19 protein-coding genes are annotated in these 22,907 nt (G+C 44.3%); 8 read left to right on the top strand and 11 right to left on the bottom strand.

Annotation, left to right across the window (positions count from 1 at the left end; translation table 11 throughout):
* Nucleotides 1-6: 6 nt before the first annotated feature.
* Nucleotides 7-591 (bottom strand): MarR family transcriptional regulator, encoded by a 585-nt coding sequence (locus MHN33_RS10725; RefSeq protein WP_239397928.1) that lies wholly within the window; start codon nt 589-591, stop codon nt 7-9.
* A gap of 80 nt (nt 592-671) precedes the next feature.
* Here MHN33_RS10725 and MHN33_RS10720 point away from each other — a divergent pair, with 80 nt between their 5' ends.
* The 4 genes from MHN33_RS10720 to cydB all read left to right on the top strand — a co-directional run bounded on the left by MHN33_RS10720 (nt 672) and on the right by cydB (nt 4,439).
* Nucleotides 672-1,262, top strand: a complete 591-nt coding sequence (locus MHN33_RS10720) for a carboxymuconolactone decarboxylase family protein (RefSeq protein ID WP_239397927.1) — start codon at nt 672-674, stop codon at nt 1,260-1,262.
* Nucleotides 1,263-1,431: 169 nt separating this feature from the next.
* Nucleotides 1,432-1,977 carry a GbsR/MarR family transcriptional regulator gene (locus tag MHN33_RS10715; protein ID WP_239397926.1) on the top strand — a complete coding sequence of 182 codons (546 nt, stop codon included), beginning with the start codon at nt 1,432-1,434 and terminating at the stop codon, nt 1,975-1,977.
* A gap of 127 nt (nt 1,978-2,104) precedes the next feature.
* A complete protein-coding gene (locus MHN33_RS10710; RefSeq protein ID WP_239397925.1) occupies nt 2,105-3,448 on the top strand; it encodes a cytochrome ubiquinol oxidase subunit I in 1,344 nt (447 codons plus the stop codon).
* Nucleotides 3,441-4,439: a cytochrome d ubiquinol oxidase subunit II gene (gene cydB, locus MHN33_RS10705; protein WP_239397924.1), complete on the top strand. Its 999-nt coding sequence runs from the start codon at nt 3,441-3,443 to the stop codon at nt 4,437-4,439. Before MHN33_RS10710 ends, cydB begins: the two co-directional genes overlap by 8 nt.
* A 75-nt stretch (nt 4,440-4,514) precedes the next feature.
* Here the strand turns inward: cydB and MHN33_RS10700 are convergent, their stop codons facing one another.
* Nucleotides 4,515-5,534 (bottom strand): lytic murein transglycosylase, encoded by a 1,020-nt coding sequence (locus MHN33_RS10700; RefSeq protein ID WP_239397923.1) that lies wholly within the window; start codon nt 5,532-5,534, stop codon nt 4,515-4,517.
* Complete coding sequence (locus MHN33_RS10695) at nt 5,527-5,808, bottom strand: YcgL domain-containing protein (protein ID WP_054016620.1); 282 nt, start codon at nt 5,806-5,808, stop codon at nt 5,527-5,529. Before MHN33_RS10695 ends, MHN33_RS10700 begins: the two co-directional genes overlap by 8 nt.
* 144 nt (nt 5,809-5,952) lie before the next feature.
* Between MHN33_RS10695 and minC the strand changes: the two genes are divergently transcribed.
* From minC to minE, 3 genes are read left to right on the top strand one after another with little or no spacing between them, the layout of a single operon-like run.
* Nucleotides 5,953-6,654 carry a septum site-determining protein MinC gene (minC, locus tag MHN33_RS10690; protein WP_239397922.1) on the top strand — a complete coding sequence of 234 codons (702 nt, stop codon included), beginning with the start codon at nt 5,953-5,955 and terminating at the stop codon, nt 6,652-6,654.
* Between the two features lie 5 nt (nt 6,655-6,659).
* Nucleotides 6,660-7,469: a septum site-determining protein MinD gene (minD, locus tag MHN33_RS10685; protein ID WP_054016622.1), complete on the top strand. Its 810-nt coding sequence runs from the start codon at nt 6,660-6,662 to the stop codon at nt 7,467-7,469.
* A gap of 1 nt (nt 7,470) precedes the next feature.
* The gene (gene minE, locus MHN33_RS10680; protein ID WP_010381216.1) at nt 7,471-7,734 is read left to right on the top strand and encodes a cell division topological specificity factor MinE; all 264 of its coding nucleotides are present in this window, start codon (nt 7,471-7,473) and stop codon (nt 7,732-7,734) included.
* Between the two features lie 46 nt (nt 7,735-7,780).
* On the opposite strand, the gene rnd is transcribed toward minE, so the two are convergent.
* The 3 genes from rnd to MHN33_RS10665 all read right to left on the bottom strand — a co-directional run bounded on the left by rnd (nt 7,781) and on the right by MHN33_RS10665 (nt 11,611).
* The gene (gene rnd / locus MHN33_RS10675; RefSeq protein ID WP_239397921.1) at nt 7,781-8,914 is read right to left on the bottom strand and encodes a ribonuclease D; all 1,134 of its coding nucleotides are present in this window, start codon (nt 8,912-8,914) and stop codon (nt 7,781-7,783) included.
* A gap of 40 nt (nt 8,915-8,954) precedes the next feature.
* Nucleotides 8,955-10,604: a long-chain-fatty-acid--CoA ligase FadD gene (gene fadD / locus MHN33_RS10670; protein ID WP_239397920.1), complete on the bottom strand. Its 1,650-nt coding sequence runs from the start codon at nt 10,602-10,604 to the stop codon at nt 8,955-8,957.
* Between the two features lie 122 nt (nt 10,605-10,726).
* The gene (locus tag MHN33_RS10665; protein WP_239397919.1) at nt 10,727-11,611 is read right to left on the bottom strand and encodes an alpha/beta hydrolase; all 885 of its coding nucleotides are present in this window, start codon (nt 11,609-11,611) and stop codon (nt 10,727-10,729) included.
* A gap of 137 nt (nt 11,612-11,748) precedes the next feature.
* Here MHN33_RS10665 and MHN33_RS10660 point away from each other — a divergent pair, with 137 nt between their 5' ends.
* Nucleotides 11,749-13,050, top strand: a complete 1,302-nt coding sequence (locus MHN33_RS10660; protein ID WP_239397918.1) for an alkaline phosphatase — start codon at nt 11,749-11,751, stop codon at nt 13,048-13,050.
* Nucleotides 13,051-13,088: 38 nt separating this feature from the next.
* On the opposite strand, the gene MHN33_RS10655 is transcribed toward MHN33_RS10660, so the two are convergent.
* The 5 genes from MHN33_RS10655 to MHN33_RS10635 all read right to left on the bottom strand — a co-directional run bounded on the left by MHN33_RS10655 (nt 13,089) and on the right by MHN33_RS10635 (nt 22,834).
* Nucleotides 13,089-15,146, bottom strand: a complete 2,058-nt coding sequence (locus MHN33_RS10655) for an EAL domain-containing protein (RefSeq protein WP_239397917.1) — start codon at nt 15,144-15,146, stop codon at nt 13,089-13,091.
* Nucleotides 15,147-15,289: 143 nt separating this feature from the next.
* Nucleotides 15,290-15,577: a hypothetical protein gene (locus MHN33_RS10650; RefSeq protein WP_239397916.1), complete on the bottom strand. Its 288-nt coding sequence runs from the start codon at nt 15,575-15,577 to the stop codon at nt 15,290-15,292.
* Nucleotides 15,578-15,625: 48 nt separating this feature from the next.
* Nucleotides 15,626-16,312, bottom strand: a complete 687-nt coding sequence (gene tsaB, locus MHN33_RS10645) for a tRNA (adenosine(37)-N6)-threonylcarbamoyltransferase complex dimerization subunit type 1 TsaB (RefSeq protein ID WP_239397915.1) — start codon at nt 16,310-16,312, stop codon at nt 15,626-15,628.
* Nucleotides 16,302-18,140 (bottom strand): ATP-dependent DNA helicase, encoded by a 1,839-nt coding sequence (locus MHN33_RS10640; RefSeq protein ID WP_239398124.1) that lies wholly within the window; start codon nt 18,138-18,140, stop codon nt 16,302-16,304. Before MHN33_RS10640 ends, tsaB begins: the two co-directional genes overlap by 11 nt.
* A 767-nt stretch (nt 18,141-18,907) precedes the next feature.
* Nucleotides 18,908-22,834, bottom strand: a complete 3,927-nt coding sequence (locus tag MHN33_RS10635) for an RHS repeat-associated core domain-containing protein (protein ID WP_239397914.1) — start codon at nt 22,832-22,834, stop codon at nt 18,908-18,910.
* Nucleotides 22,835-22,907: the final 73 nt, after the last annotated feature.

Here is a 22,907-nt window from a genome sequence, read left to right as displayed (position 1 = left end):
ACAAATTTATCTGCTAAGCCTGCTGCGCTTGTACCAACGCAGCATTTCCTTATGGTCTCGTGTTACGGCCTGGCCCTGTTCCTCCATTTCCGTGACTTCGTTAGCAAGTATCTCTTCTGCCGTTAACTCCAACTTTATCAGTAAAGTACTTAATTGCGCTTTTTCATCCTCAGACATGTGCGCAGTCAGCATTGCTTCCCTTTTTCGCACATGTGCCGAGACTTCTCGATAAATTTTCTCTCCGGCTTCTGTCAAAATTACAGGTTTACTTTTGCCTGTCAGCTCAGTTGCACGCACCAGCTCTAGTTTGAGTAAAGTATTGACGGCACGCGTTACAGAATAGGGATCCAGGCGAGACTGATAACTTACTTCTGCAGCCGTCACGGGTGCATACGATCCAACGTTAAGTAAAACGCGTAACTCCCGCGTGTTAAGTTCAGTCAGTGAACGAATTACCGGATCACGGTCAAGTGACAACAGGTTACTTACTACGGCAACTTGAAATGGTACATGCCTGCTCAGGTCGAGCGCACCTTTGTTTGGTCCTTTTACCTCAAGTGCCTGTTTTCTGTTGGCAATCGCTTTTTTCATATCATTGTCACTGGACAATTTGTACCTCTACACATATAGTTGTTGCATATGCAACATAAACACATCAACAGGAAACCAGTATGCCTTTAGTTAAGCCATTGTCACAAGAACATGATCAAGAAGTCTCAGAATTAGCGAAATTTTTTAACGAAACACTCGGCTTTTGTCCCAATAGTGTGCTAACCATGCAAATCCGCCCGGCAATTGCCCGTGCCTTCATTAACCTGAACAAGGCAGTTATGGAAAACCACGGCCGCGTCACCTCAGAATTAAAAAGGCTGATCGGCTACATTACTAGTGCGAATACAGGATGCCGTTACTGTGAAGCACATACCATTTTAGCTGCACAGCGCTATGGCGGCAGTGACGAAAGACTGGCGCAGATCTGGCAGTTCAGGGAAAGCGATGTATTCACAGATGCCGAGAAAGCCGCGTTTGAATTCGCACTTGCAGCATCCAGTGTACCAAACGCGGTAGACACTACTATTGAAACCGCGATGCAGGCGCATTGGGATGATGGTGAAATAGTTGAAATTCTTGGAGTTATTGCCCTGTTTGGCTACCTGAATCGCTGGAACGACTCGATGGCTACAACATTAGAAGCTGGCGCCATAGATGCCGGTGAAACACTGCTTAATGACCGCTGGGAAACGGGTAAACACGGTAACTAGCCACCCAGCGTCCAGTTAAAACGAACGTCCTTCAACCGATGGGCAAGCATTTTCATGTGCTTCCCATTTTTCATTGTCCACATTGCAATTAATTTAGTTGAATTTTTGGCTTGATCCAAATCAAATCGCACTATATATTAAAGTTTCAATAATTACTGAAACTTTAAAAATGCAGCTATCACCTAAAATCGAAAATTTCGTTCTCCATTGTGGAGAAATGGGAAGCCGCTGGGGCTTCAATCGCACCATAGGTCAAATGGTTGGCTTGCTGGTTATTAATGAAAAGCCTCTGACAGCCAATCAGATTGCAGAAGCACTTCAGATATCCCGAGGTAATGTCAGCATGGGCATTAAAGAGCTGCAATCCTGGCAACTGGTTAAGGTCCATCACATTCCTGGCGACAGAAAAGAATATTACTCACCCAACGGCAGTATCTGGGATCTTGCAAATCGCGTTTTTGAAGAACGCCGCAAGCGCGAAATTGACCCAACCCTGAGCCTGTTGCGAGATCAGATCCTGGACGGAGCTAACTCGCCGAATGAAAAGTATGCGCAAGAACAAATGCAGTCCATTCACGATCTACTAGAAACAGTCACCAAGTGGTCGGCAGAGTTACAACGGCTAACACCTGAGCAATTGCAATCCTTAATGAAACTCGGGTCGTCGGTCAGCAAAGTAATTGATTTTAGGGACAAACTACTCAGAAAATCCTGACTGAGTGGTTTTTGAAAAGGATTTCTTCATTGTGCGCGGTCCGTCCCCGCGCATCACAGTCGTATCAGCGAAACTGTATAGCCTGATCCTGGCCCGGTTCGCGCTGATATAATATACGAGGTGCGTCATGCTTGATACCCTACTATTGTCGCGTATTCAATTTGCGGCCAATATAAGCTTTCATATTCTTTTTCCCACTATAACCATCGCTTTGGCCTGGTTTTTAGTGTTTTTCAAGTTTCGCTACGATCAAACCGGCGAAGCAGTCTGGCTAAGAGCCTATCGATTTTGGGTTAAAATTTTTGCACTGACGTTTGCACTCGGCGTGGTCAGTGGTATCACCATGTCTTTTCAGTTTGGCACTAACTGGCCAGGCTTTATGGAGCGCGTTGGTAATATAGCAGGCCCGCTACTGGGCTACGAAGTGCTCACTGCCTTTTTTATGGAAGCAACCTTTTTGGGGATAATGCTATTTGGCATGAAACGCGTTAGTCCACGTTTACATACCTTTTCGACACTCATTGTCGCAATAGGCACCACCCTGTCTGCCTTCTGGATTTTGTCTTTAAACAGCTGGTTACAAACTCCTGCTGGCTATACCCTGGTGGATGGGGTTTTCTATCCGGAGAATTGGGTTGAAATTATTTTTAACCCGTCATTTGGTTATCGCATTTTCCATATGCTAATCGCCAGCGGACTCACCGCTTCTTTTCTGGTTGCCGGGATCAGCGCTTACCGTCTACTCAAAAATGACCATAAACACGCCCCAAAGTTAACCTTAAAAGTGTCGCTCACGGTTGCGGCCCTGCTCGCACCGGTACAAATTTTTGTCGGCGACCTGCATGGCCTGAATACCTTAGAGCATCAGCCGCAGAAGATAGCCGCTATGGAAGGTCTCTGGGAAACGGAGCGTGGCTCACCTCTGTTGTTATTCGCCCTACCAGACGAGGACGCACGGACCAATCATTTTGAAATCGCCATTCCTAAGTTGGCGAGCTTAATCCTGACTCATGATACAGAGGGCGAAGTCAGGGGCCTGAATGACTTTATAGGTGAACATCCACCTGTTACACCTGTCTTTTTCGGCTTCAGGATCATGGTAGGAACAGGCGTTTTGATGATCCTCGTTGCGTTTGTAACCCGCTACACCTTATGGAAACGTTCAGCCCTCCCTGACTGGCAGCTAAAAGCCCTCGTTCTCATGACTTTTTCAGGCTGGATAGCGACCCTGGCAGGCTGGTATGTCACTGAAATTGGCCGCCAGCCATTCATGGTCAGCGGTCTGGTAAAGATTGAAGAATTGGTCACGAATGTACCCAGTGAGCATGTATTACTCACCCTAATTGGTTACCTTACTTTATATGCCGTGCTACTGACAGCTTATATCAAAACGCTTTTCTACACAGCACGCAATGCAGTACAGGTTGAAGAATATCAGGCAATACCCGCTCAGGAGGGTCAATATGCTTAGCGCAGAACATCTTGCTTTGCTGTACAGTGCTCTGATGGCACTTGCAATTATCGTTTACGCCGTGTTGGACGGATACGATTTGGGTGTGGGTATACTGTTGCCCGGCGACAATAAGCCCGCTGCGAATACCATGATTGCATCGATAGGCCCTTTTTGGGATGCCAATGAGACCTGGCTGGTGCTGGCTGTTGGCCTAGCATTAATCGCATTTCCCAGTGCACATTCGATTATACTGCAAGCTCTCTACCTGCCTATCGCCTTTATGCTACTAGGGTTAATTTTAAGGGGAGTCGCTTTTGACTTTCGTGCCAAGGCAAAAACGCGTTATCGACATACCTGGGATCGCTGCTTCAAGCTCGGCAGCCTGATAACCGCATTTTCGCAGGGATATATGTTAGGCCTGTATGTTATGTCGTTTGAACACAGCCTCCCAAGTCACCTGTTTGCCGCTCTCAGTGGAATCGGCGTAATCGCCGCGTACACATTGATAGGTGCTGCCTGGCTAATCATGAAGTGTGAAGGTGAGGTACAGAATGCGGCTATCCGCTGGTGTCGGTTTAGTAATCTGGTTGCTATGTTGGGCGTGCTGGCAGTTTCTGTCGTTAACCCGCTTATTAACACCTATGTTCAGGCTCGTTGGTTTGGTACTGAGGCAAGCCTTTTGTTATTACCACTTCCCTTCATTTGCATGGTGCTCTTTGTCTTACAAGACAGAGTATTGTTAAGACTCAATCAACAGCCAAGCCACGGTTGCTGGTTACCATTTGCCATTGCCGTGGTGATATTTTTGCTGTGCTTTTTTGGCATTGTGTATAGCTTTTTTCCTTACGTAATCCCAGGTACATTGACCATGTTCGATGCCCTTGCTGACCCGTCAGGCCTTACTTTTATGCTGTACGGTGTGGTACTGGTGGTGCCAGCCATTATTGGCTACACGTTATTTTCTTATCGGGTTTTCTGGGGAAAAACACAAGACCTGAGCTACTACTGATTTTCACTTGCATTAGCCCAACCAAAAAGGCAGCCCGCACGCTGCCTTTTTTATTTTTGCTTGTTATCTGAACGACTAGATTTTCGGGTAGCCTATGCGATCGGATAAATACCCTACACTGGTTGCGAAATAGTAGCTTCGGTTCCAGTTCATCAACGCTTTGTAGTTGTTGTAGGCCAGATACATACGACCATTCATATCGTCCGGCATTACCAGCGCGGCACTAATATTTACCTTAGGTAAGTCAGTGCCATCTGTACGCCTGACGCCAAGATTTTGCCACTCTTCGAGCGTTCGTTCGGAGTCGCGCCAGAATTCAAGCCATTGCTTATGATTTTTAGAGCCACGCTTCAGTACGTATTGACTTGGGAAATTATCTGGAAGCTGTACCTGACGACCCCAGGTCAAATTGTCATTCCAGCCAACACTTTTCAGATAGTTTGCAATGGAAGCCAAAGCATCTTCCTTGCTGGTCCAGATGTCCTTTTTACCATCGTTATTATAATCAACGGCATAAGAATTGAAGGAAGTTGGCATAAACTGCGACTGTCCCATGGCGCCGGCCCACGAGCCTTTAAAATCGTCAATATTTACATGACCATCTTTGAGGATATCCAATGCAGCCCATAATTGTCGTTTATAAAGCGCTTCGCGACGACCGTCAAATGCCAACGTCACCAGTGAGCTTATCACAGGGTAACCCCCCTGCACCCGACCAAAGCTACTCTCAAGTCCCCATAAAGCGACAATGAAACGACCTTGTACACCAAAGTCCTGAGTGATTTTGTCCAGCAGTTTTTTGTTTTCTTTGTAGAGCTTACGTGCGCGCTGAACTTTCCAGTCGGGCACCCGCTTAGGTAAATAAGTTTCCAGAGTTTCGACAATTTCTGGCTGGTTCTTATCCTGTTTGATCACTTTCTTTTTGAATTTGACGGTACTGAACGCCTTGTCAATCAGAGCGGGTGTGTAACCCCGCTCCAGGGCTTCAGCCTTCAAGACTTCAACATAGCTGTCGAAGCGCGCCTGATCATCTGCTTTAACAGTTTGCGATGCCAGACATAAGGATACTAATAAGGCGGATAGTGTTTTAGTCACTTTTTACTCCGTTTTGTCTTTTTAATTCATCCAGAAGATTTTCTTGTGGAGGTGGCAGCTGCAAATAAAACCCATCGTCGATTAATTTTTGCTTAACATTACTTAAATCAGCAACCCCAAGCTTAGTGCGCTTTGCTAAATCCACAATGATTACGAATATTGGCGTACCAAAAGTAGCCATTAAAGGGTCAGGGACTTTGCTAAAATCGTCTCGTTTCTCAATAAAAAGATAGGTATCGGCTTTTTTACTACTTTTATATACTGCGGCTAGCATTATAACCCTATAAAATCTTGCTAATCTGAGAGCAGCACTATACCATGACCTATATAATATTTGGAAAGTTTTGCGACTCTCAAACGTACAGATGTACGGGGTCAGAACAATATTAATCAGAGTTCGCACTGGTATTGAGCGCTTATGTCTACACAGTCTTTTGAATTGAAGGGAAACCTGTTTACTCTCTCAGTTTTACACCTCTTCGATGCCAACCTTGGCCATGTAAAACAGCAACTGAGTGATAAAATTTCCCAGGCTCCTAAGTTTTTTAAAGGAGCGCCTATCGTCATCAATCTTGCCGACGTCCAGGAGCAGAGTATTGTGCTCAGCGATTTAAAACGCATCCTTGCAGAGTTGGCATTAAACCCAGTTGGTATATGTAATGGTACAGAGCAGCACAATGCTGAGGCAAAAGAAATCGGCTTGTCTGTACTCAACTACACTAAAGACGTTAAACCTGTCACTCAGGAGAGTCCTGAAACACAAGTCGTAGAAAAAGAAGTTTATCTCGGCGCTCAGGTCATAAACAGCACAGTACGTTCCGGACAACAAATTTATGCGAAGGACCGGGATCTCATTGTACTGGGTGCTGTCAGTCATGGTGCAGAGGTCATTGCCGATGGCAATATTCACATTTATGGCACGCTCAGAGGGCGTGCTATCGCTGGTGCGCAAGGAAATCATGAGGCGAGTATTTACTGCCAAAAACTCGAAGCAGAACTTGTTTCAGTCGGCGGCAGTTATTGGATCAGTGACTCTTTGCAAGGGGAACACTGGGGCAAAGCCTGCCAGATTTCACAAAATAACGAATCATTAGAATTAACAGCATTGGTCAAAGGATAATTCAGATGGCAAAGATTATTGTCGTAACTTCAGGTAAAGGTGGTGTAGGTAAAACCACATCAAGTGCAGCGATCGGCACAGGTCTGGCACTTAAAGGATACAAAACGGCCATTATCGACTTTGATATTGGCCTGCGTAACTTAGATCTCATCATGGGCTGTGAGCGTCGCGTAGTCTATGACTTTGTCAACGTCATCAATGGCGAAGCCAATCTGAATCAGGCACTGATAAAAGATAAGCGCGTTGAGAAACTCTATATTTTGCCTGCATCACAAACTCGCGACAAAGATGCCCTGACCAAAGAAGGGGTTGAGCGAGTTTTGAAAGAGATGTCGGAAGACTTCGATTTCATCATATGCGATTCGCCTGCCGGTATTGAAGCTGGCGCAATGATGGCCCTGTACTTCGCTGATGAGGCAATTGTCACAACCAACCCGGAAGTGTCCTCGGTACGTGATTCAGATCGCATCTTGGGCATTTTGCAAAGCAAATCAAAACGTGCAGAAGATGGTCTTGAGCCGGTCAAGGAGCACTTGTTGCTAACTCGTTATAACCCAGAGCGGGTCGAAAGCGGTGACATGTTATCGGTCGAAGATGTCCAGGAAATTCTGGCTATCGATTTACTCGGCGTCATCCCTGAGTCTAAAGCTGTGTTAAATGCATCTAACTCAGGACAACCTGTGATCCTCGATACAGAGTCGGACGCAGGTCAGGCGTACAGCGATGCCATCAATCGTTTACTGGGTGAAATCGTCGACTTCAGGTTTTTGAATGTTGAAAAGAAAGGATTGCTAAAGCGGATTTTTGGAGGTTAATGTGTCTTTACTTGATTATTTTCGATCCGAGAAAAAGTCCAGCGCATCGCTGGCTAAAGAGCGGCTACAAATAATCGTTGCCCATGAGCGCTCTAAGCGTGGCACCCCCGATTATCTGCCTCAGTTGAAGCAAGACATATTGGAAGTGATCCGTAAGTATGTCAAAGTTGACTCTGACGCAGTCAATGTTCAGTTTGAACAAAATGAAGACGATTTGGCTGTGCTGGAGCTCAATGTGACGCTCCCGGACGACGAACAGAAATAATGTCTAAATGAATACGCCGCACAATATGCGGCGTTTTTTTTATTTTCTAGGTCACTTGCCACTTCGATAGCGCATCTTTAAGCATAGTATGACGCCAGCCCAGGAATAAATCCGGCTTCAGGAATGTCTTTCTCTGCTGCTCATCTAACTTCCAGTTCCAGCCTATCACCTGATTGATCTGCTTTTTCGATGCGAATACGTCCAGAGGAATCCCCTTTTCTTTGGCAACGTCAGCAATGGCATGTTTTATTTCCTTCGCTGCGCCTTTGTAACCAGGATAGTCTATCAGTCGTTGTACTCGCACTGGTAACTCTGCTTCTGGCACAGCTTTCCCGGCTTCAATACAGGCGAGTATTTCTTTGCCTGAGCGATTTACCTCCATTGGTTCTACACCAGGAATATTTCGAAGGCTATTTAAAGAAGCAGGCCTGCGCTTTGCTATCTCGACCATGTTATGCTCTTTTAACACAAAATTGAGAGCCAGATTCTTTTTTTCCGCTTTTTTCTGTCGCCAGCTGGCAAGTGCTCTTAAGACAGCAAGGTCGCGAGGCTTTAACTGCCAGACGTTTTTAATGTTCAGGTAGAGATAGTGGTCCGGCGTTCTAAATGCGCGCTTCTGTGCGATGAGTTGGGATTCACAGGTAACGATTTCCGACAGCCCCTTTTCAGCAATCTTTTTGTTAATAGTCTGATAGCAGGGCAAAAGATAAAAGACGTCCGCCGCAGCATACTCAAGTTGACTCGCCTGCAACGGGCGCTTAAGCCAGTCTGTTCTGGACATACTCTTGTCTAGCTCAATATCAAGCATTGCCTTAACCATATTGGCAAATCCCACGCAATTTCCTTCGCCAAGTAACTGCAGCGCAAATTGTGTGTCAAACAAAGGCGTTGGCACAAAACCTGCGAATTTTTGGAACACTTCAATATCCTCAGAAGGCGAATGCAACACTTTTACAATCCGTTCATCGCGAAGTAAATGCCACAACCTAGAAAAGTCGATTTCGCTCAGAGGGTCAATCAAGGCTAGATGTACCCCATCATAAACTTGGATCAAAGCAATCTCCGGGTACAAAGTCCTGCGGCGCATAAACTCGGTGTCAATCGCCAGCACGGTACTATCCGATATCTTTGTTATGAAAGCGTCGAGCTCATTTTGTTGTTGGATAAATTGATACTGCACATTTACTCCCTATAAAAAACCGGCTTTCGCCGGTTTCTTTTTACTTTAATGCCCTACGCAATATTTTGCCGACATTGGTCTTAGGCAATTCATCTCTGAATTCGACCAATTTAGGGACTTTATAATTGGTTAGCTTGTCGCGACAATGTTTTATTATATCTTTTTCTGTCAAAGATGGATCCTTTCGTACAACAAAAACTTTAACCTGCTCACCACTGACTTCATGTGGCACACCAACCGCGGCGACTTCCAGCACACCTTCGTGCATAGCGACCACTTCTTCAATCTCGTTGGGGAACACGTTAAAGCCAGATACCAGGATCATGTCTTTTTTACGATCAACGATGTAGAAAAAGCCTTCATCATCATAAATGGCTATATCACCGGTTGCAAACCAGCCATCTTGCAGGCACTCTGCCGTTGCATCAGGACGGTTATAATAACCAGCCATCACCTGAGGGCCTTTAACACACAACTCACCAGGTTCACCTTTTGGCATTTCTTCACCCTGATCATTGATAACCTTCAGGTCGGTGCTTGGTGCCGGTAAACCAATGGAGCCGTTATAACCATCCAGATCCCAGGGGCAAATTGTTACTAAAGGCGCACACTCCGTCAGACCGTAGCCCTCCATCAGTTTACTCTTTGTGACCTTCTGCCAACGCTCTGCAACAGGTCGCTGCACAGCCATACCACCGCCAAGTGACATTTTCAAAGTAGAAAAGTCCAACTCAGAGAACCCTGGTGTATTTAATAAGCCATTGAATAAGGTATTTACGCCTGTGATGGCCGTAAACGGGTATTTTGCCAGTTCTTTAACAAACCCCGGCATGTCGCGAGGGTTCGTGATCAAAATATTATGACCGCCATACTTCATGAAAGTTAGACAATTCGCTGTCAATGCGAAGATATGGTAAAGCGGTAGTGCAGTAATGACGACTTCACGACCTTTATCAAGCACCTTATCAAGACACCCTGATACCTGCTCTAGGTTGGCAACCATGTTGCCATGGGTCAGCATAGCCCCCTTTGATACACCCGTTGTACCACCCGTATATTGTAAAAATGCGAGATCCGTAAGGTTTATCTCTGGCACTTCATACAGACCCGGATCGGCGCTTATCGCATGTGCAAAGGGTTGTGCATTAGGCAAGTCGTATTCTGGTACCATTTTCTTCAGTTTTTTAACGACGAAATTGACCAAATGCTTTTTGAAACCACCCAGCATGTCACCAATTTGTGTTACAACTATGTGCTTAACACCCGTTGTAGGCAATGCCTTCTGGAGTGTGTTTGCAAAATTTGCCAATATGAAGATTGCTTTCGCTTCTGAATCATTGAGCTGATGTTCAAGCTCTCGTACCGTGTACAAAGGGTTGACATTAACAACCGTACAGCCGGCTCGCAGTACACCTAAAATAGTTACAGGTGTTTGTAGCAGGTTGGGCATCATTACCGCTACTTTGTCCCCTTTACCTAACTTTAGGGTGTTTTGAATGTAACTGGCAACTGCCTTGGTTGCTTCATCAACTTGTTGGTAAGTCATTGTTTTGCCCATGTTACTATATGCTGGTAACTGAGCAAACTCTCTAAAACTGTTGTCGAATAATTCAAGCAGCGAGTTGTAGTGTTCTGGGTCGATTGTTTCAGGCATCCCTTCGGGGTAGCGCTTTAACCAGATTTTTTCCACTCTTAGCTCCTGTGTTCTCGTTATTTTTTATATTGGTCTTACCTTAATATAATTAAGGTACACAAACAATTGAGTAAATACTCTAAAGCTGGGATAGTCCCACATTTGACACAAATATACAATCAGGAAACGTTCGGATGCTTTATATGCGTTAAGATCTTCTCTAACACTTGCTCCGGATTTTCCATATGGCAATGGTGTCCACCTGCCACTTCGGTACTTGTAAACTCTTTAAAACACTCAGAAAATTGACCCAAACTGTGTTTCATTTGCGCGTAACCGGACGTTCCCATTATTGCTAAAGTGGGTGTTTCAACATCTTGCAACAAAGAATACGCCTGAGCTTGCGAAAAGCGCGTTGTTGACGGAAGTTTCAATTTAGGGTCCGTCGTTAAGCGTGCGCCCTTCTCAAGTTCCTCGATGTTCCGCTCCATTAATATAGCAGCAATTTCTTCACTGAAATCGCTCACTTTGACCCGAGCGCTGATAATAGCTTGTTTATCGGCAAACAAACGCATTGTTGCATCATAAATCTGCTCATTTGCTTCACGCGCAGAAAACGCTCTAAGCAACTGTTGCTTAGCATTCTTATTGCTTTGATATAATAGACCAATACCATCAATCAGTGTCAGTGTATTCACTTTCTCTTTGTACAAACTGGTAAATAGCCCACCCACCAATGCCCCCATGGAATGACCTACAATGTTGCAATATTCTATATGCATTACACGAAGAAAACTCAGAATATCATACACATATTCGACAAAATAATAATACGCATCAACACTTCGCCAGGCCGACTTACCATGACCTGGAAAGTCCAGCGCAATGAACCTATAAGCTTCCAGCGCGTCATCGGTAAGGTTTTCCAACACAGGCAAAAAGCTATTGCTATTGTCCTGCCAGCCATGCAGCATCAGTACAGTTTGCGGGCCCTGGCCAATTTCCTGATAGGCAAAACCGTCTACTTTCCCTTGTTTTATCTTATTTTTATTAGCAGTCAACATAAATTCATATTCTTATTGAACGTATTACATTAATATTCTACGCATTCTGGCTCGTGTGCATAGCACAAATCATAATTCTGACAATGATTTACTCCGCACAAAGACGAGCACACATACGGGAAAATTAAGGATCATCTATGACACGTAAATTGAGTGCCCTCGCGTTTGCATTGGGCTGCACCTTGTCAAATTCAGCATTCGCGGCACCAAAAAACATCATTTACATGATTGGCGACGGCATGGGGCCAGCTTTCACCACCGCTTATCGCTATATGCAAGACGATAAAACCACCAAGATGGTTGAGCCGACAGTATTTGATTCAATTCTGGTAGGCATGGCACATACCTACCCTGACGATGATACCGTTGTAACAGACAGCGCGGCCGGCGCCACGGCACTCAGTACCGCCTCCAAAAGTTACAACGGTGCCATCGCGGTAGATACGCACAAGCAATCACTCAAAACCATGCTGGAGATAGCCAAAGAGCAAGGCATGACCACGGCATTGGTCGCTACATCACAAATAAACCATGCCACACCAGCAAGCTTTGCGGCACACAATGAATCACGTCGTAATTATGATGAAATCGCAAACGATTATATAGATAACAAGATTGCTGGTAAGCTGCCTATCGACTTAATGCTAGGTGGTGGCACTAAGTACTTTATTCGCGAAGACCGCAACCTGGTCAGTGAGTTTAAAAAGGCAGGTTATCAATATGTAGACCAATTCAGTCACCTTGACTCACTGAACAACTTGCCCGCACTGGGTCTGTTTGCAGAAGTCGCTTTTCCTCATGCGATTGACAGTGATGAACCAAAGCGATTAACCACCATGACCAGAAAGTCACTGGAGTTGCTAGACAAACATCAAGACAAAGGCTTCTTCGTCATGATTGAAGGCAGCCAGATAGACTGGTGTGGCCATGCCAACGATATCGCTTGTGCAATGAAAGAGATGGACGATTTTGCGGGGGCGATTAAAGTCGCTAAAGCGTATATCGATGCAAACCCTGACACTTTATTGGTTGTCACCGCAGATCACTCCACCGGTGGCCTGACTTTAGGTAGCAATGGGGTTTATCAGTGGAAGACTGAGCTCGTTGCAAATGTAAAAACGTCAGTCAAAGAGCTTACCAATACACTTTATGACGTAAAATCTGCCCAAATGGCGAAGGCCTGGACTCAGTTTACCGGCTTGCCATTTGATAAAGATACTGAAAAAGCGCTAGCAGGCGCGCAAAAGGATTCAAAAGAAGCTTTGTATAAAGCTGCCAATAAACTCATCAATGACGCCAGCTTTACCGGTTGGACAACCAAAGGTCACACAGCAATCGATGTCCAGATTTTTGCCTATGGTGATGGACGAGATGCATTTATAGGCTCTTTGAATAATACACAAATTGCGGATAAGCTTATTTCTTATATCGAGTACTAATACAACTCGGTAGCGGGTCACACTTCAGGCCCGCTCATTTACATCGACGGATCAATGGCTTCTTGCTGCTGGTTTGCATCCTCCTGGTTTTGCAATAGGCTCATCGCTTCTTCTATGGGCATAGCTTTGTAATATAAAAACCCCTGAACACAATCCACCTGTGACTGCTTTACCAGGTTTTCTTCTTCCTTTGTCTCAACACCTTCTGCCACCAGCCGAAAACCCAGCTTAGCTATCATCTCTGAGAGGTTGGTATATAAAGACACCGACTTGCGGTTGTAGCTCTCTGGCAGCAGGCTTCTGTCCAGTTTTATGGTATCTATGTTGAGCTTAGATAACACGGAAAGGCAGGAGTACCCGGTACCAAAATCATCCATTGCACAGGCAATTTGGTGCGCCCGCAATAAATTAACCACATCGACGGTCCGATTAAAATCCTCTATGTAACTGGATTCAAGCAGTTCAACTTCCACCTGACCTGGGTAATCCGCAAAAGCCTTTACAATGCGTTTGTAACCTCCGGTCAGTAAGTTTTGTGGTGAGATATTAAAGCTCACTTTGGGCCTGAACCCTTCCCGGGCAAAGTGCTCGAGGTCCACCTCAAGCTGGTCTATTACAAAGTTATCAATGATGTGTAATAGAGCGTGTTGCTCCAGCGTAGCTAAAAACCAAGGGCCCTGCACATGGCCATCGGCGTCTTTTAGCCTGAGTAAGGCTTCAAACCCAACCACCTCTTTGGTGTATGGGTTTAGCTTCGGCTGATAAAACAGCATTAGCTCACCTCGATTCAGTGCATCAGTAACTTCCTTCAGGCTGTGTACATTGATCTGCTCTTCGCGTTGGGAACGGGTATAAGAACTTTCCGCCCCCGCCTCTATCAGCCTTCCGGTGGTAAATCGCTTGAGTAGCACATCTAGTGCCTTTCCTGATAAGTTATGGTCCCGGTTGAATTTCAAAAATGGATAGTAAAGGCAGGCATTCAGCGTAATCAGTAAAACCTGAAGTAAAATTCCGCTTACACTCTGCGTCAGCAACCAGCCACTGACAAACACCGGCGTAAACCAGGGAATATCTATTGCCGGGTCCAGAGTAATCACCCCCGTTGAAATACACCCATACGCTATCAGCGCATTCAGCAACGGGCTGAGCAAAAATGGGATCAATAAGTAGGGGTTAAATACAATAGGCAATGCATAGAGCATAACCTCACTGATATTAAAGAGTGCAAGTGGCGATGCGATCATGGCAATACTTCGCTCGTGACGCGCATTCTTAAGCAGTATTGACGCAATGATCAGCCCCCAGATGCAGCCAGTCCCGCCAATAATCACAAAGCAAGTATAGAAGTCATAACTCGAAAGCTGAGGTAATACCAGATAATCGGTTAACTCTCCCGATACCAGAAGGTGATAAGTATTGTCGCCATGGACACCGATAAACCATAATAAATGTGAAAAAATCAGCTGCGCTGAAATTTTCTCGAATACATTCCAGGTCGGGTTCAGTACCTTTAAGGTACTATGAAGTTGGCCGGTAAAATGATCCAGGAGCGGGATCACCAGCAGTATTATCGCCGTAACCAGAATATAAGGAATGATCAGATTCAGGTGTTTGCGTAAAAACAGGCTGATAGAGCTTATCCCGACCAGCCTTAGCCAGCGTATTCGCTCAATATAAGCCAGCAAATAACAGCACAAAACTGGCATAAGCAACGAATACAGCATGCCGTTGCGATGCACTATGCTCAGGGTGCCCTGACTGATTTCGATATAGCCTGTGGTTGCAGTAAAGCAGGCAAGCACTAAGACAGGGCCAGCGATGGTGTGTATTTTAAGGTTTTTAGACAGGTAATAGCTAAAAGAGATGAGCGTTAATAACGGAAATATCCCCCACACCAGAGTATTGAAGTCTCCCAGCGCCTGATACTTTAACTTGTGTAAGTCATCTCCAAGCCACTGATTTAACAAAGTGATAACAGAGGCAACAATGAAAAATGGGATCAGCGCGATGTAGCCTTCCCGCAACGACAAAACAACTGTATTTGAAGAAAGTTTGAGTGCAAACTGGTTAAATCTGTTCAGCAAACTCGTGACCATAAATTGTTCTTTTCTTTTAACATTACTCCAAAAGCAGATTAAAACAAATGAATTGACTAAATTATTGCTGAAAAATATTCAAGCAAACAGGCTGTTGGCAACACAATTAAGCACTGCGCGCGGGTTTTGAGGTCACTCCCCTGTCAGGCGTAAATACTGACACCAAGCAAGGACTGAACTTCGCTGCGTCGCTCCTGATTTTGAATGGCGCTATAGGCTTGCATAGCGATACTGGTTTTATAATTGGGCTGGTCGTAGATAACATCGCGCTTTTCTGCATTGTACTGTTGGGCCAGCGCAATGCCAGCATCCGAAAACTTTAGCTGCGCGGTAGGTTTGGGGGGCGTAACGGGCTCGCTGGCAGCAGGTCTAGCAACCGACTGCCTGAGCTGATAAGTATCCTGATTCTGAACAAGCTGGTTGATTTTCATCAATCAATACCACCAAAAAACCATTGTACCATTATTAAGACTAGCCTGTTATTCGCGCCCGGGCAACTTCTTCCACGTCACTGTATCTCTGACATACTGAGGCTGAGCATCAGCGGCATTAACAACTTGCCCGGATTCAAACTGCACAGCGCCAATTTCAAGCATATACTCGGCATGTGGTAGGGTGATAGCGTTATGTACTTCGAGTGCTAATTTGTCGGCAACCTCTGAATAAGTCTGCCAGCCGGTGCCCACGGCCAGCACGCCTGCAAAATCCCCTTCAATAAGTTCCGGTTTGATCACGCTTTCATCACCTAAAGCAACCGCCTGATCATTTTCACCTCGGGTATAATGGCAAAGATACACTTCACCCATCCGTGCATCGATGGCAACAAGGACCTGCTTGGCATCCGTCTGTGCGAAAGCCTGTTGTGCCATGGCCTGCAAAGTAGAAACGCCCGCCAGCTGCAGATTGCCCGAATACGCCAGACCTTGTGCGACAGACACCCCGATGCGCACCCCGGTAAAACTACCTGGTCCACGACCGAATACCAGGCCATCCAGATCTTTGAGCTGACAGTCGGCCTCAGCAAACAATTGTTCAATCAGAGGCAATATTTTCTGACTGTGCTGTTGAGGGCATTCTTCAAAGTGGCGATAAAGGTTGCCGTTATACGACAACGCCAGGCTCAGAGCTTCTGTTGAAGCATCCAGGGCAAGCAAATTATATTTCATGCTGGTCAATATTCTCTAAAAATGACAACGCCTTATCCAAATCACGAGTACGTGACATGGGAGGCAAACTTTTAATAAAGGTTTCACCGTATTTTCGCGTAACCAGACGATTATCGCAAATAATTAGCACACCTTTGTCTTTGTTATCCCGAATGAGACGCCCGACGCCCTGTTTTAACGCAATAACGGCAAGGGGAAGTTGAATTTCGTCAAACGGTTCTTTGTCCTGCAATTGGGCATCTTTCATCCGGGCCTGCAGGAGTGGATCATCCGGTGAGGTAAACGGAAGTTTGTCTATAAGTACGCAACTCAGTGTATCACCACGCACATCAACGCCTTCCCAGAACGATGCGGTGCCCATAAGCACCGCGTTACCGTGGCGAACAAACTGTTCCAGAATGATGCGCTTTGACGCTTGCCCCTGCATAAACACTGGGTATTCTGTCGCTGTGTTCAGTCCTTCATAAACTAGGTGCATTACCCGATAACTGGTAAAAAGCAAAAAAGTTCGGCCCTTAGCAGCATTGATCACTTGCTTGGCAATTTTTACCAGCGCATGTGGCATCAGCTCATCTTTGGTTTCGGGCAGATAACGGGGCAGGCAAAGCACCGCCTGCGATTCGTAATCAAATGGGCTGTCGACGATGGCCTGATGATCAGGCTCAAGGCCCAGGCTGGTATTAAAATGGGCCAGACTGTTGTCGACCGACAAAGTTGCTGAGGTAAAAACAAAGCTCGCTTCACTCTTAGCCATTATATCTTTAAATCGATTAGATACATCCAGCGGCGTGATGTGAATTGTCAGAAAACGTCGGGTGGTTTCAAACCAATAACTAAAGCCCGATTGAGTAACATCAAATGCCCGATCGAACTGCCCTTTAAACGATAAAACCCGCTCCAGTGGATGTTCTATCTTGTCAGAACGGTCAAGGCACAACTTGAGCACCTGATATAAAAAGTCCAGATTGCTAATTACTCTGTGCAGCGCATCGCAGATCACTTTATCCTGTAACTTTTCTCGCCAGTCTCCCCGTGCACCATCGCCCCCAAACACGAGTCGCAGATCAGCGACACTGGTCTCTAACTTATTCAGTGTTTTGCCCAGTTGCAACATGTCTGGAATGTCACTTCGGTAAATCAGCCGCAAATCATTAATGAGTGCTTGTAACTGTTTAGTACTGATTGACTCACCAAAGTAATCGGATGCGATTTCACCTAGCTGGTGCGCTTCATCAAAAATATAGCTATCTGCGGTTGGCATTAACTCCGCAAACCCCGACTCTTTGACTGACATATCGGCAAAAAACAAGTGATGATTAATCACAACCAGATCGGCCTCCGCCGCTTTTAGCCTGGCTTTACGTATATAGCAGTCGGCAAAATCAGGGCAGTCCTTCCCTAAGCAGTTGTCCGCGGTGGAATTAACATAAGGCAGTACTTTGGCATCTTCTTCAATGCCTACACAGTCTGCCAGGTCTCCGCTTTGCGTTTCAGTAGCAAACTTAGCCACCATGGCCAGCTGGTGCATCACATCGGGGTCGTCACTGGGCACATGCGCCACATGCTCATTCAGACGATAAGTACACAGATAATTAGCCCGCCCCTTTAATAAAGCAACCTTACGGCCTTTACCAAGCGCTTTGAGTAGTTCTGGTAAATCTCTATGATACAGCTGCTCCTGCAGCGCCTTTGAGCCGGTTGAAATGATCACCTTTTTATCGTTCAACAGTGCCGGAACCAGATAAGCAAATGTCTTACCCGTACCGGTTCCCGCCTCTACTACACACTGCCCGCCGTCTTTGACCACCTGATCTATGGCTTCGGCCATATCGATTTGAGGTTGTCTTGGCTGATAGCCGTTAAAGTGACGAGCCAGGGGACCGCTTTCTGAAAAATACTGAGTGATAGACAAAATTAACGCACTGCTTAATGACTGGGCGACGCAATTTTAGGGTGGATAAGGAATAAGCGCAAGTAGGCTTGGTTTTGTATAGTGGTAAGTCAGAACCTTTAAGCTCGATATTATCTGGTGCACCAGGAGTGTTGTTATACCACATTGCACGTACTCCAAGAAAAGAGGCACCTGACTTTGCAGTCCAGGATCAGTTGAGCCCTGTCAATATAAGACGCCAATTCATTTTATGACCCGAGTAGCTTTTTGCTTGTGTGGCAGCCTTGAAATCATCTACAACCCCTGACAAAATTTTCTAAAAAAAGCCACAACTAACAAGCTCAAAAAAGAAAAGCCAGCATAGCTGGCCTTTCAAATACAAAAATTAATAGAATAAAACTAAATATCTCCACCTATTAGCGTATGAAATTCGATTGACACCCACATAAATTCAATGTAACTAACAACCAAACCAAGTGTAAAAGCAACTACTGTTAATAAAATAGATTTGCGTACGTAGTTGTAGGTATAGAAACTTAGAAAAAAAGGCAGTGTAAACACTAGTAAAGCTAAATTATTATACCAACCTTGTTTCTGCTCTAAAAAAACTACAAAAACGAAATCCAACACACATAGCAGCACTAAGTAAGCGGATAAAATCATTAGGATTTTTGCTAAATGATTCAACAAATCTCTGTTCACTTTTATTTACCACCATTACCAACTATGTTTTGAAGCATCTCCAATTGAGCGTACCTTTTTAGTGCATCTGTAACAAAGTCCTGACAGTTATTGGTAATGACGTTATAACCATCATTACTATAATTTAGCTTTATATCATTTACAGCCTTTCTCATTAATTCATCATCATAACGTTTAGAGTCACACTTATATTTGCTTTTGTTCTTATTGTCATCAAACATACCTCCCTTAGTATACCCCCAATTTTCCCCGCTACCATCTTCAGAAAATATATGTCTATGGAATATTCCTAAATCCAAACCTGTGGCACCGCTTGTCTGAAACTCTCCAGCAAATGAAAGAGGTCGTTTACATACTTGTGCAAGCCCAAACGGATCAATTCGGGAAGTCGGATTGCTATCAACATAAGCATAGGTATTCATTCCCCCCAATAAACCGATAGGGTCAGATTGAACATAACGACCTGTTTTAGCATCATAATACCGATTTATATTGTAATACAACCCACTCTCAGAATCGAAGTACTGACCCGGGAAGCCAATATTGAAGCCGCCAACTTGATCCAGAATTACACTGCGATTGAATGCATAGAGTTCAGCCTGCCAGACTACCTGCTTTGATGCATTCGTAAGCAGCTCCGGGCGACCCAAATGATCGTTGTGTACATAATAGACTTTGTCATTGTTAATGTAGGCAACAACTTGTCCATTAAGGTAAACATATTGCTTGTGAGTCCCCTGTGCCATTAACTGCCCGCTTTGGCTGTAAATAAAGTGGGTTTCTGTATTGCCAACCTTTTTAGATACGCGTAAGCCTAAAGCATTGTACTTGTATTGCACGCCACCTGACACACCGACGAGACGGTTGAAGTTGTTATAGCTATAGCTGCGTTTACCGTCATCAATAATATTGCCGTTACTATCATAGCTCAGCGTAAATGAACCACCCGACCCTGTGACTTTACTCAACCGGTTGTTGCTGGATGCATAAGTCAGCACATCATTTTCTTTCCCTGCTCGATTAATAAATGGGATAACTGTTGAAACGGAACCGTGTAATACCAGCCAGCCTGAATATTTTTCTCCCTTAGACGACCTAGACTTTCGGTTACCAACTGTATCATAGGTATAGGTGCTACCAATGCCGCTTGTGCCTTGCAACTCTGAACTTAATCGACTTGCTCTATCATAACCCAGGTTGCGTGAAGCATCCGTATTCTGTTTGTTGGTAATACTGCTAATCAATCCAGATTTGCCATAGGCATATGTCAAATCCTGCACCCCTGTCGTTTTAATTGAGGAGATTCTGTTACCGCCGTCCCGGGCTAGAGTTCTCTTGAGACCATTACCGAAGTAAAACCCAGTATTTGCGCCAGTAGCATTGTAGGAGATATTTGAAATTAGAGTACGATTAGTCCCATTCGTATTGACTAGCACACGACTTACTGAATTGTCTTTATTATACTCATAGATAACCTTATTCCCACCTGGATAGGTTATTTCTGAAAGCCTGCCATACTGGTCATAATCTTGGCTAGTTCTGTAACCTATGCCGCTTATCGTATTAGTTTGGGATCTGGGGTTACCTGCGCCATTGTAGCTAAATGAGGTAGAGCCTGAAGGGTCAGTAACTTTGGATAACAAACCATTACGGTACTCAAAGTGATGCAATTTCCCATTGGCGCTTAAGCGGATTAACCTACCGTGTTCGTCATAGTAATAATATATTTTATTACCTTTAGCATCCGTTTTTTGCTTCAACATACCGTTACCATAGTAATAAAAATGTGTTGAGCCGGTATCAGGGCTTTGTATTTTCTTTACTGAACCATCAGAGTTGTGGCTATAGGTAGTTCTGTTATAACGCGCGTCCCTGACAGAACTAAGTTTATCATCACGATAATCGAGTTCAGTAACGCCACCATCCGGCGCTGACTCAGCAATAACCCGATTTAATCCGTCATAAGTATAGCTGGTAATATTACCATGAGCGTCTTCAATGGATAGTATGTTCCCAATATTATCATAAGTATATTCTCGTAATAGCTTACCATTGAGCGACTCAGTGAGCTTTCTTCCAAGTTCATCATAAGTTGCTGACGCTATGCTGTGCTTTTGGCTGGTATTGGATGATTTATAAAACTGCTGAGACAGAACATTACCCATTTTATCAAGCGTAAAACTGACCACATCACCATTATTTTTTTGGATCTTTGTAAGCCTGAACGCCTGATCGTAAGTGTAATCGATAACCAATCCGGTTGAGTGTTTTTCTTGTGTGACCTGTTGCATCACATTGTATTTATACTCAATCTTAGATTGGGACTGACCATCCGTAGTAACTTTAGCTTTGACTTCACCTCGCGGATAATAAGTAAATGTCTCAGCCAAACCAGTTGGGTAGGCTATCTTGCCAACTCTGCCAAGTGCATCGTAGGAGGAATAAGTCGTTTTAAGTCCTTTTTCTATTGTTTGGGTTAGGTTTCCTTTTGTATCATAATAGTACCAGCTAGGTGAATCACCCAGTTTACTTGCCACTACCTTGATTGAACTAACCTGTTTATTACTATGATAAGTATAAGTCGTATCCATATATTGGATGATGTTATTGTTGAGATCTCTCTTTTCTCGTCTTGTTACCTCTCCCTTATTATTATACTGGTAAATTATTTTATAACTGGGGCCTACCTCCGATGATATTTTTCCATTTGATAGCCATGTGTATTCATATGAGGCTTGCTCTGATGTACCTTTCGCCTCAACCTTTTTAATAACATCACCCACATCGTTATAATCAAAATCTGTGACATAACCATTTTCGTTTGTTATCGTATCAATAAACCCATTGCTATCGTAAGTCTTAGTTAGAGACATACCAGGACAATAGGTTGATGGGAGGCTTTTTTTATCTTTTTCCTTTCCCTTATCGAAACTATAATCAACTCTATGTCCAAGCGGATTGGTAATGACAACACCATTTTCCTTATATTCAAATTTATGCTTGTCTATTCCGCCATAATGAGAGCTAGAAGTTGCTTTATATTTTGTATCAACTTTTTCATATTCAAACCAAGAGTAACGCTTTGAATTATAGTAAACACCGGTTAATTTAGCGAAGTTATATCTTCCAGTCACAGTTGATGAATTAGCATAAGTGTAACTTACTGAATTTCCATCAGGGAATGTTACTGATTTTAGCGAGTAACCTTTATTTCCATCATTTCGGTTATCGTAGTATCTATAGATATATTCCTGACCAAGTTGATCAACCAACTTGGTCACTCTTTTACCATCTAAGAAAAGAGTAATGTAGTTACCACTGGTGCTTTCAATTTTAATTTTCCCTGACGTTCTCTTTAAATAATAGCCAGCGCCACTCTCGTCTTCGAACTTGATCAACTCTCCGTTAGAATTATAAACTTCTTTATTCCCATAAATTGAAGTAAATTCAAAGCTACCATTTGATCTCTTGACGAATTTAGAACCCTCAAGATATTTCTTATACCTTCCTCCCGGCTTGTAATTAACTCCATCTTCACTAGAAAAATATACGGATTTCCCATTGTCAAGTCTTTTGAAAAAGCTATATGTATTTATCAGGTAGGCAGGCTCTTGAAAGCCAGATAGCTTTAAGTTTAGAAACGTGCGCCAGTAACGTCCAAACGCACTTGATTCAGCGCCAGATTCCCAAAAGCTTGTTGCTCCTATACTATTATCATACGTCCTTGAAATGGAAATTGGATTGGTGCCGCTACCGACGAAGTCGATGAATTCTTCAACTTTGGCTCCGTCCTGATATCTGACAGGATTTCCAGCTGTACCGCACTCATTTTCTTCTTTGGTCGAATTACCTGCGTTACCAGCTGAGTTACCCGAATAATCATCATAATAATTACTTGGTTCAAAATCTAAAAAGCGCTCAAGATCCAAAGGTTCATTCGGTTCAGGTAGTCGAGCCCTTCCACAAGAGTTTGTATCTGATGGCTTACACTCTGGCCACGAA

It is taken from the genome of Pseudoalteromonas sp. OOF1S-7 (assembly GCF_022347765.1).
In the GTDB taxonomy this organism is placed as follows: Bacteria; Pseudomonadota; Gammaproteobacteria; order Enterobacterales; family Alteromonadaceae; genus Pseudoalteromonas.
Note: the sequence above shows the minus strand (reverse complement) of the source record. Positions and strands in the feature narration are given on the sequence as shown.

Bases quoted from the DNA above. Each gene is read 5' to 3' on its own strand.
- minD (WP_054016622.1), top strand. From the start codon at position 6,660: ATGGCAAAGATTATTGTCGTAACTTCAGGTAAAGGTGGTGTAGGTAAA.
- MHN33_RS10660 (WP_239397918.1), top strand. From the start codon at position 11,749: ATGACACGTAAATTGAGTGCCCTCGCGTTTGCATTGGGCTGCACCTTG.
- MHN33_RS10650 (WP_239397916.1), bottom strand. From the start codon at position 15,577: ATGAAAATCAACCAGCTTGTTCAGAATCAGGATACTTATCAGCTCAGG.
- minC (WP_239397922.1), top strand. From the start codon at position 5,953: ATGTCTACACAGTCTTTTGAATTGAAGGGAAACCTGTTTACTCTCTCA.
- MHN33_RS10655 (WP_239397917.1), bottom strand. From the start codon at position 15,146: ATGGTCACGAGTTTGCTGAACAGATTTAACCAGTTTGCACTCAAACTT.
- MHN33_RS10640 (WP_239398124.1), bottom strand. From the start codon at position 18,140: ATGGCCGAAGCCATAGATCAGGTGGTCAAAGACGGCGGGCAGTGTGTA.
- MHN33_RS10710 (WP_239397925.1), top strand. From the start codon at position 2,105: ATGCTTGATACCCTACTATTGTCGCGTATTCAATTTGCGGCCAATATA.
- MHN33_RS10725 (WP_239397928.1), bottom strand. From the start codon at position 591: ATGAAAAAAGCGATTGCCAACAGAAAACAGGCACTTGAGGTAAAAGGA.
- MHN33_RS10665 (WP_239397919.1), bottom strand. From the start codon at position 11,611: ATGTTGACTGCTAATAAAAATAAGATAAAACAAGGGAAAGTAGACGGT.
- MHN33_RS10695 (WP_054016620.1), bottom strand. From the start codon at position 5,808: ATGCTAGCCGCAGTATATAAAAGTAGTAAAAAAGCCGATACCTATCTT.
- tsaB (WP_239397915.1), bottom strand. From the start codon at position 16,312: ATGAAATATAATTTGCTTGCCCTGGATGCTTCAACAGAAGCTCTGAGC.
- MHN33_RS10715 (WP_239397926.1), top strand. From the start codon at position 1,432: ATGCAGCTATCACCTAAAATCGAAAATTTCGTTCTCCATTGTGGAGAA.
- cydB (WP_239397924.1), top strand. From the start codon at position 3,441: ATGCTTAGCGCAGAACATCTTGCTTTGCTGTACAGTGCTCTGATGGCA.
- MHN33_RS10720 (WP_239397927.1), top strand. From the start codon at position 672: ATGCCTTTAGTTAAGCCATTGTCACAAGAACATGATCAAGAAGTCTCA.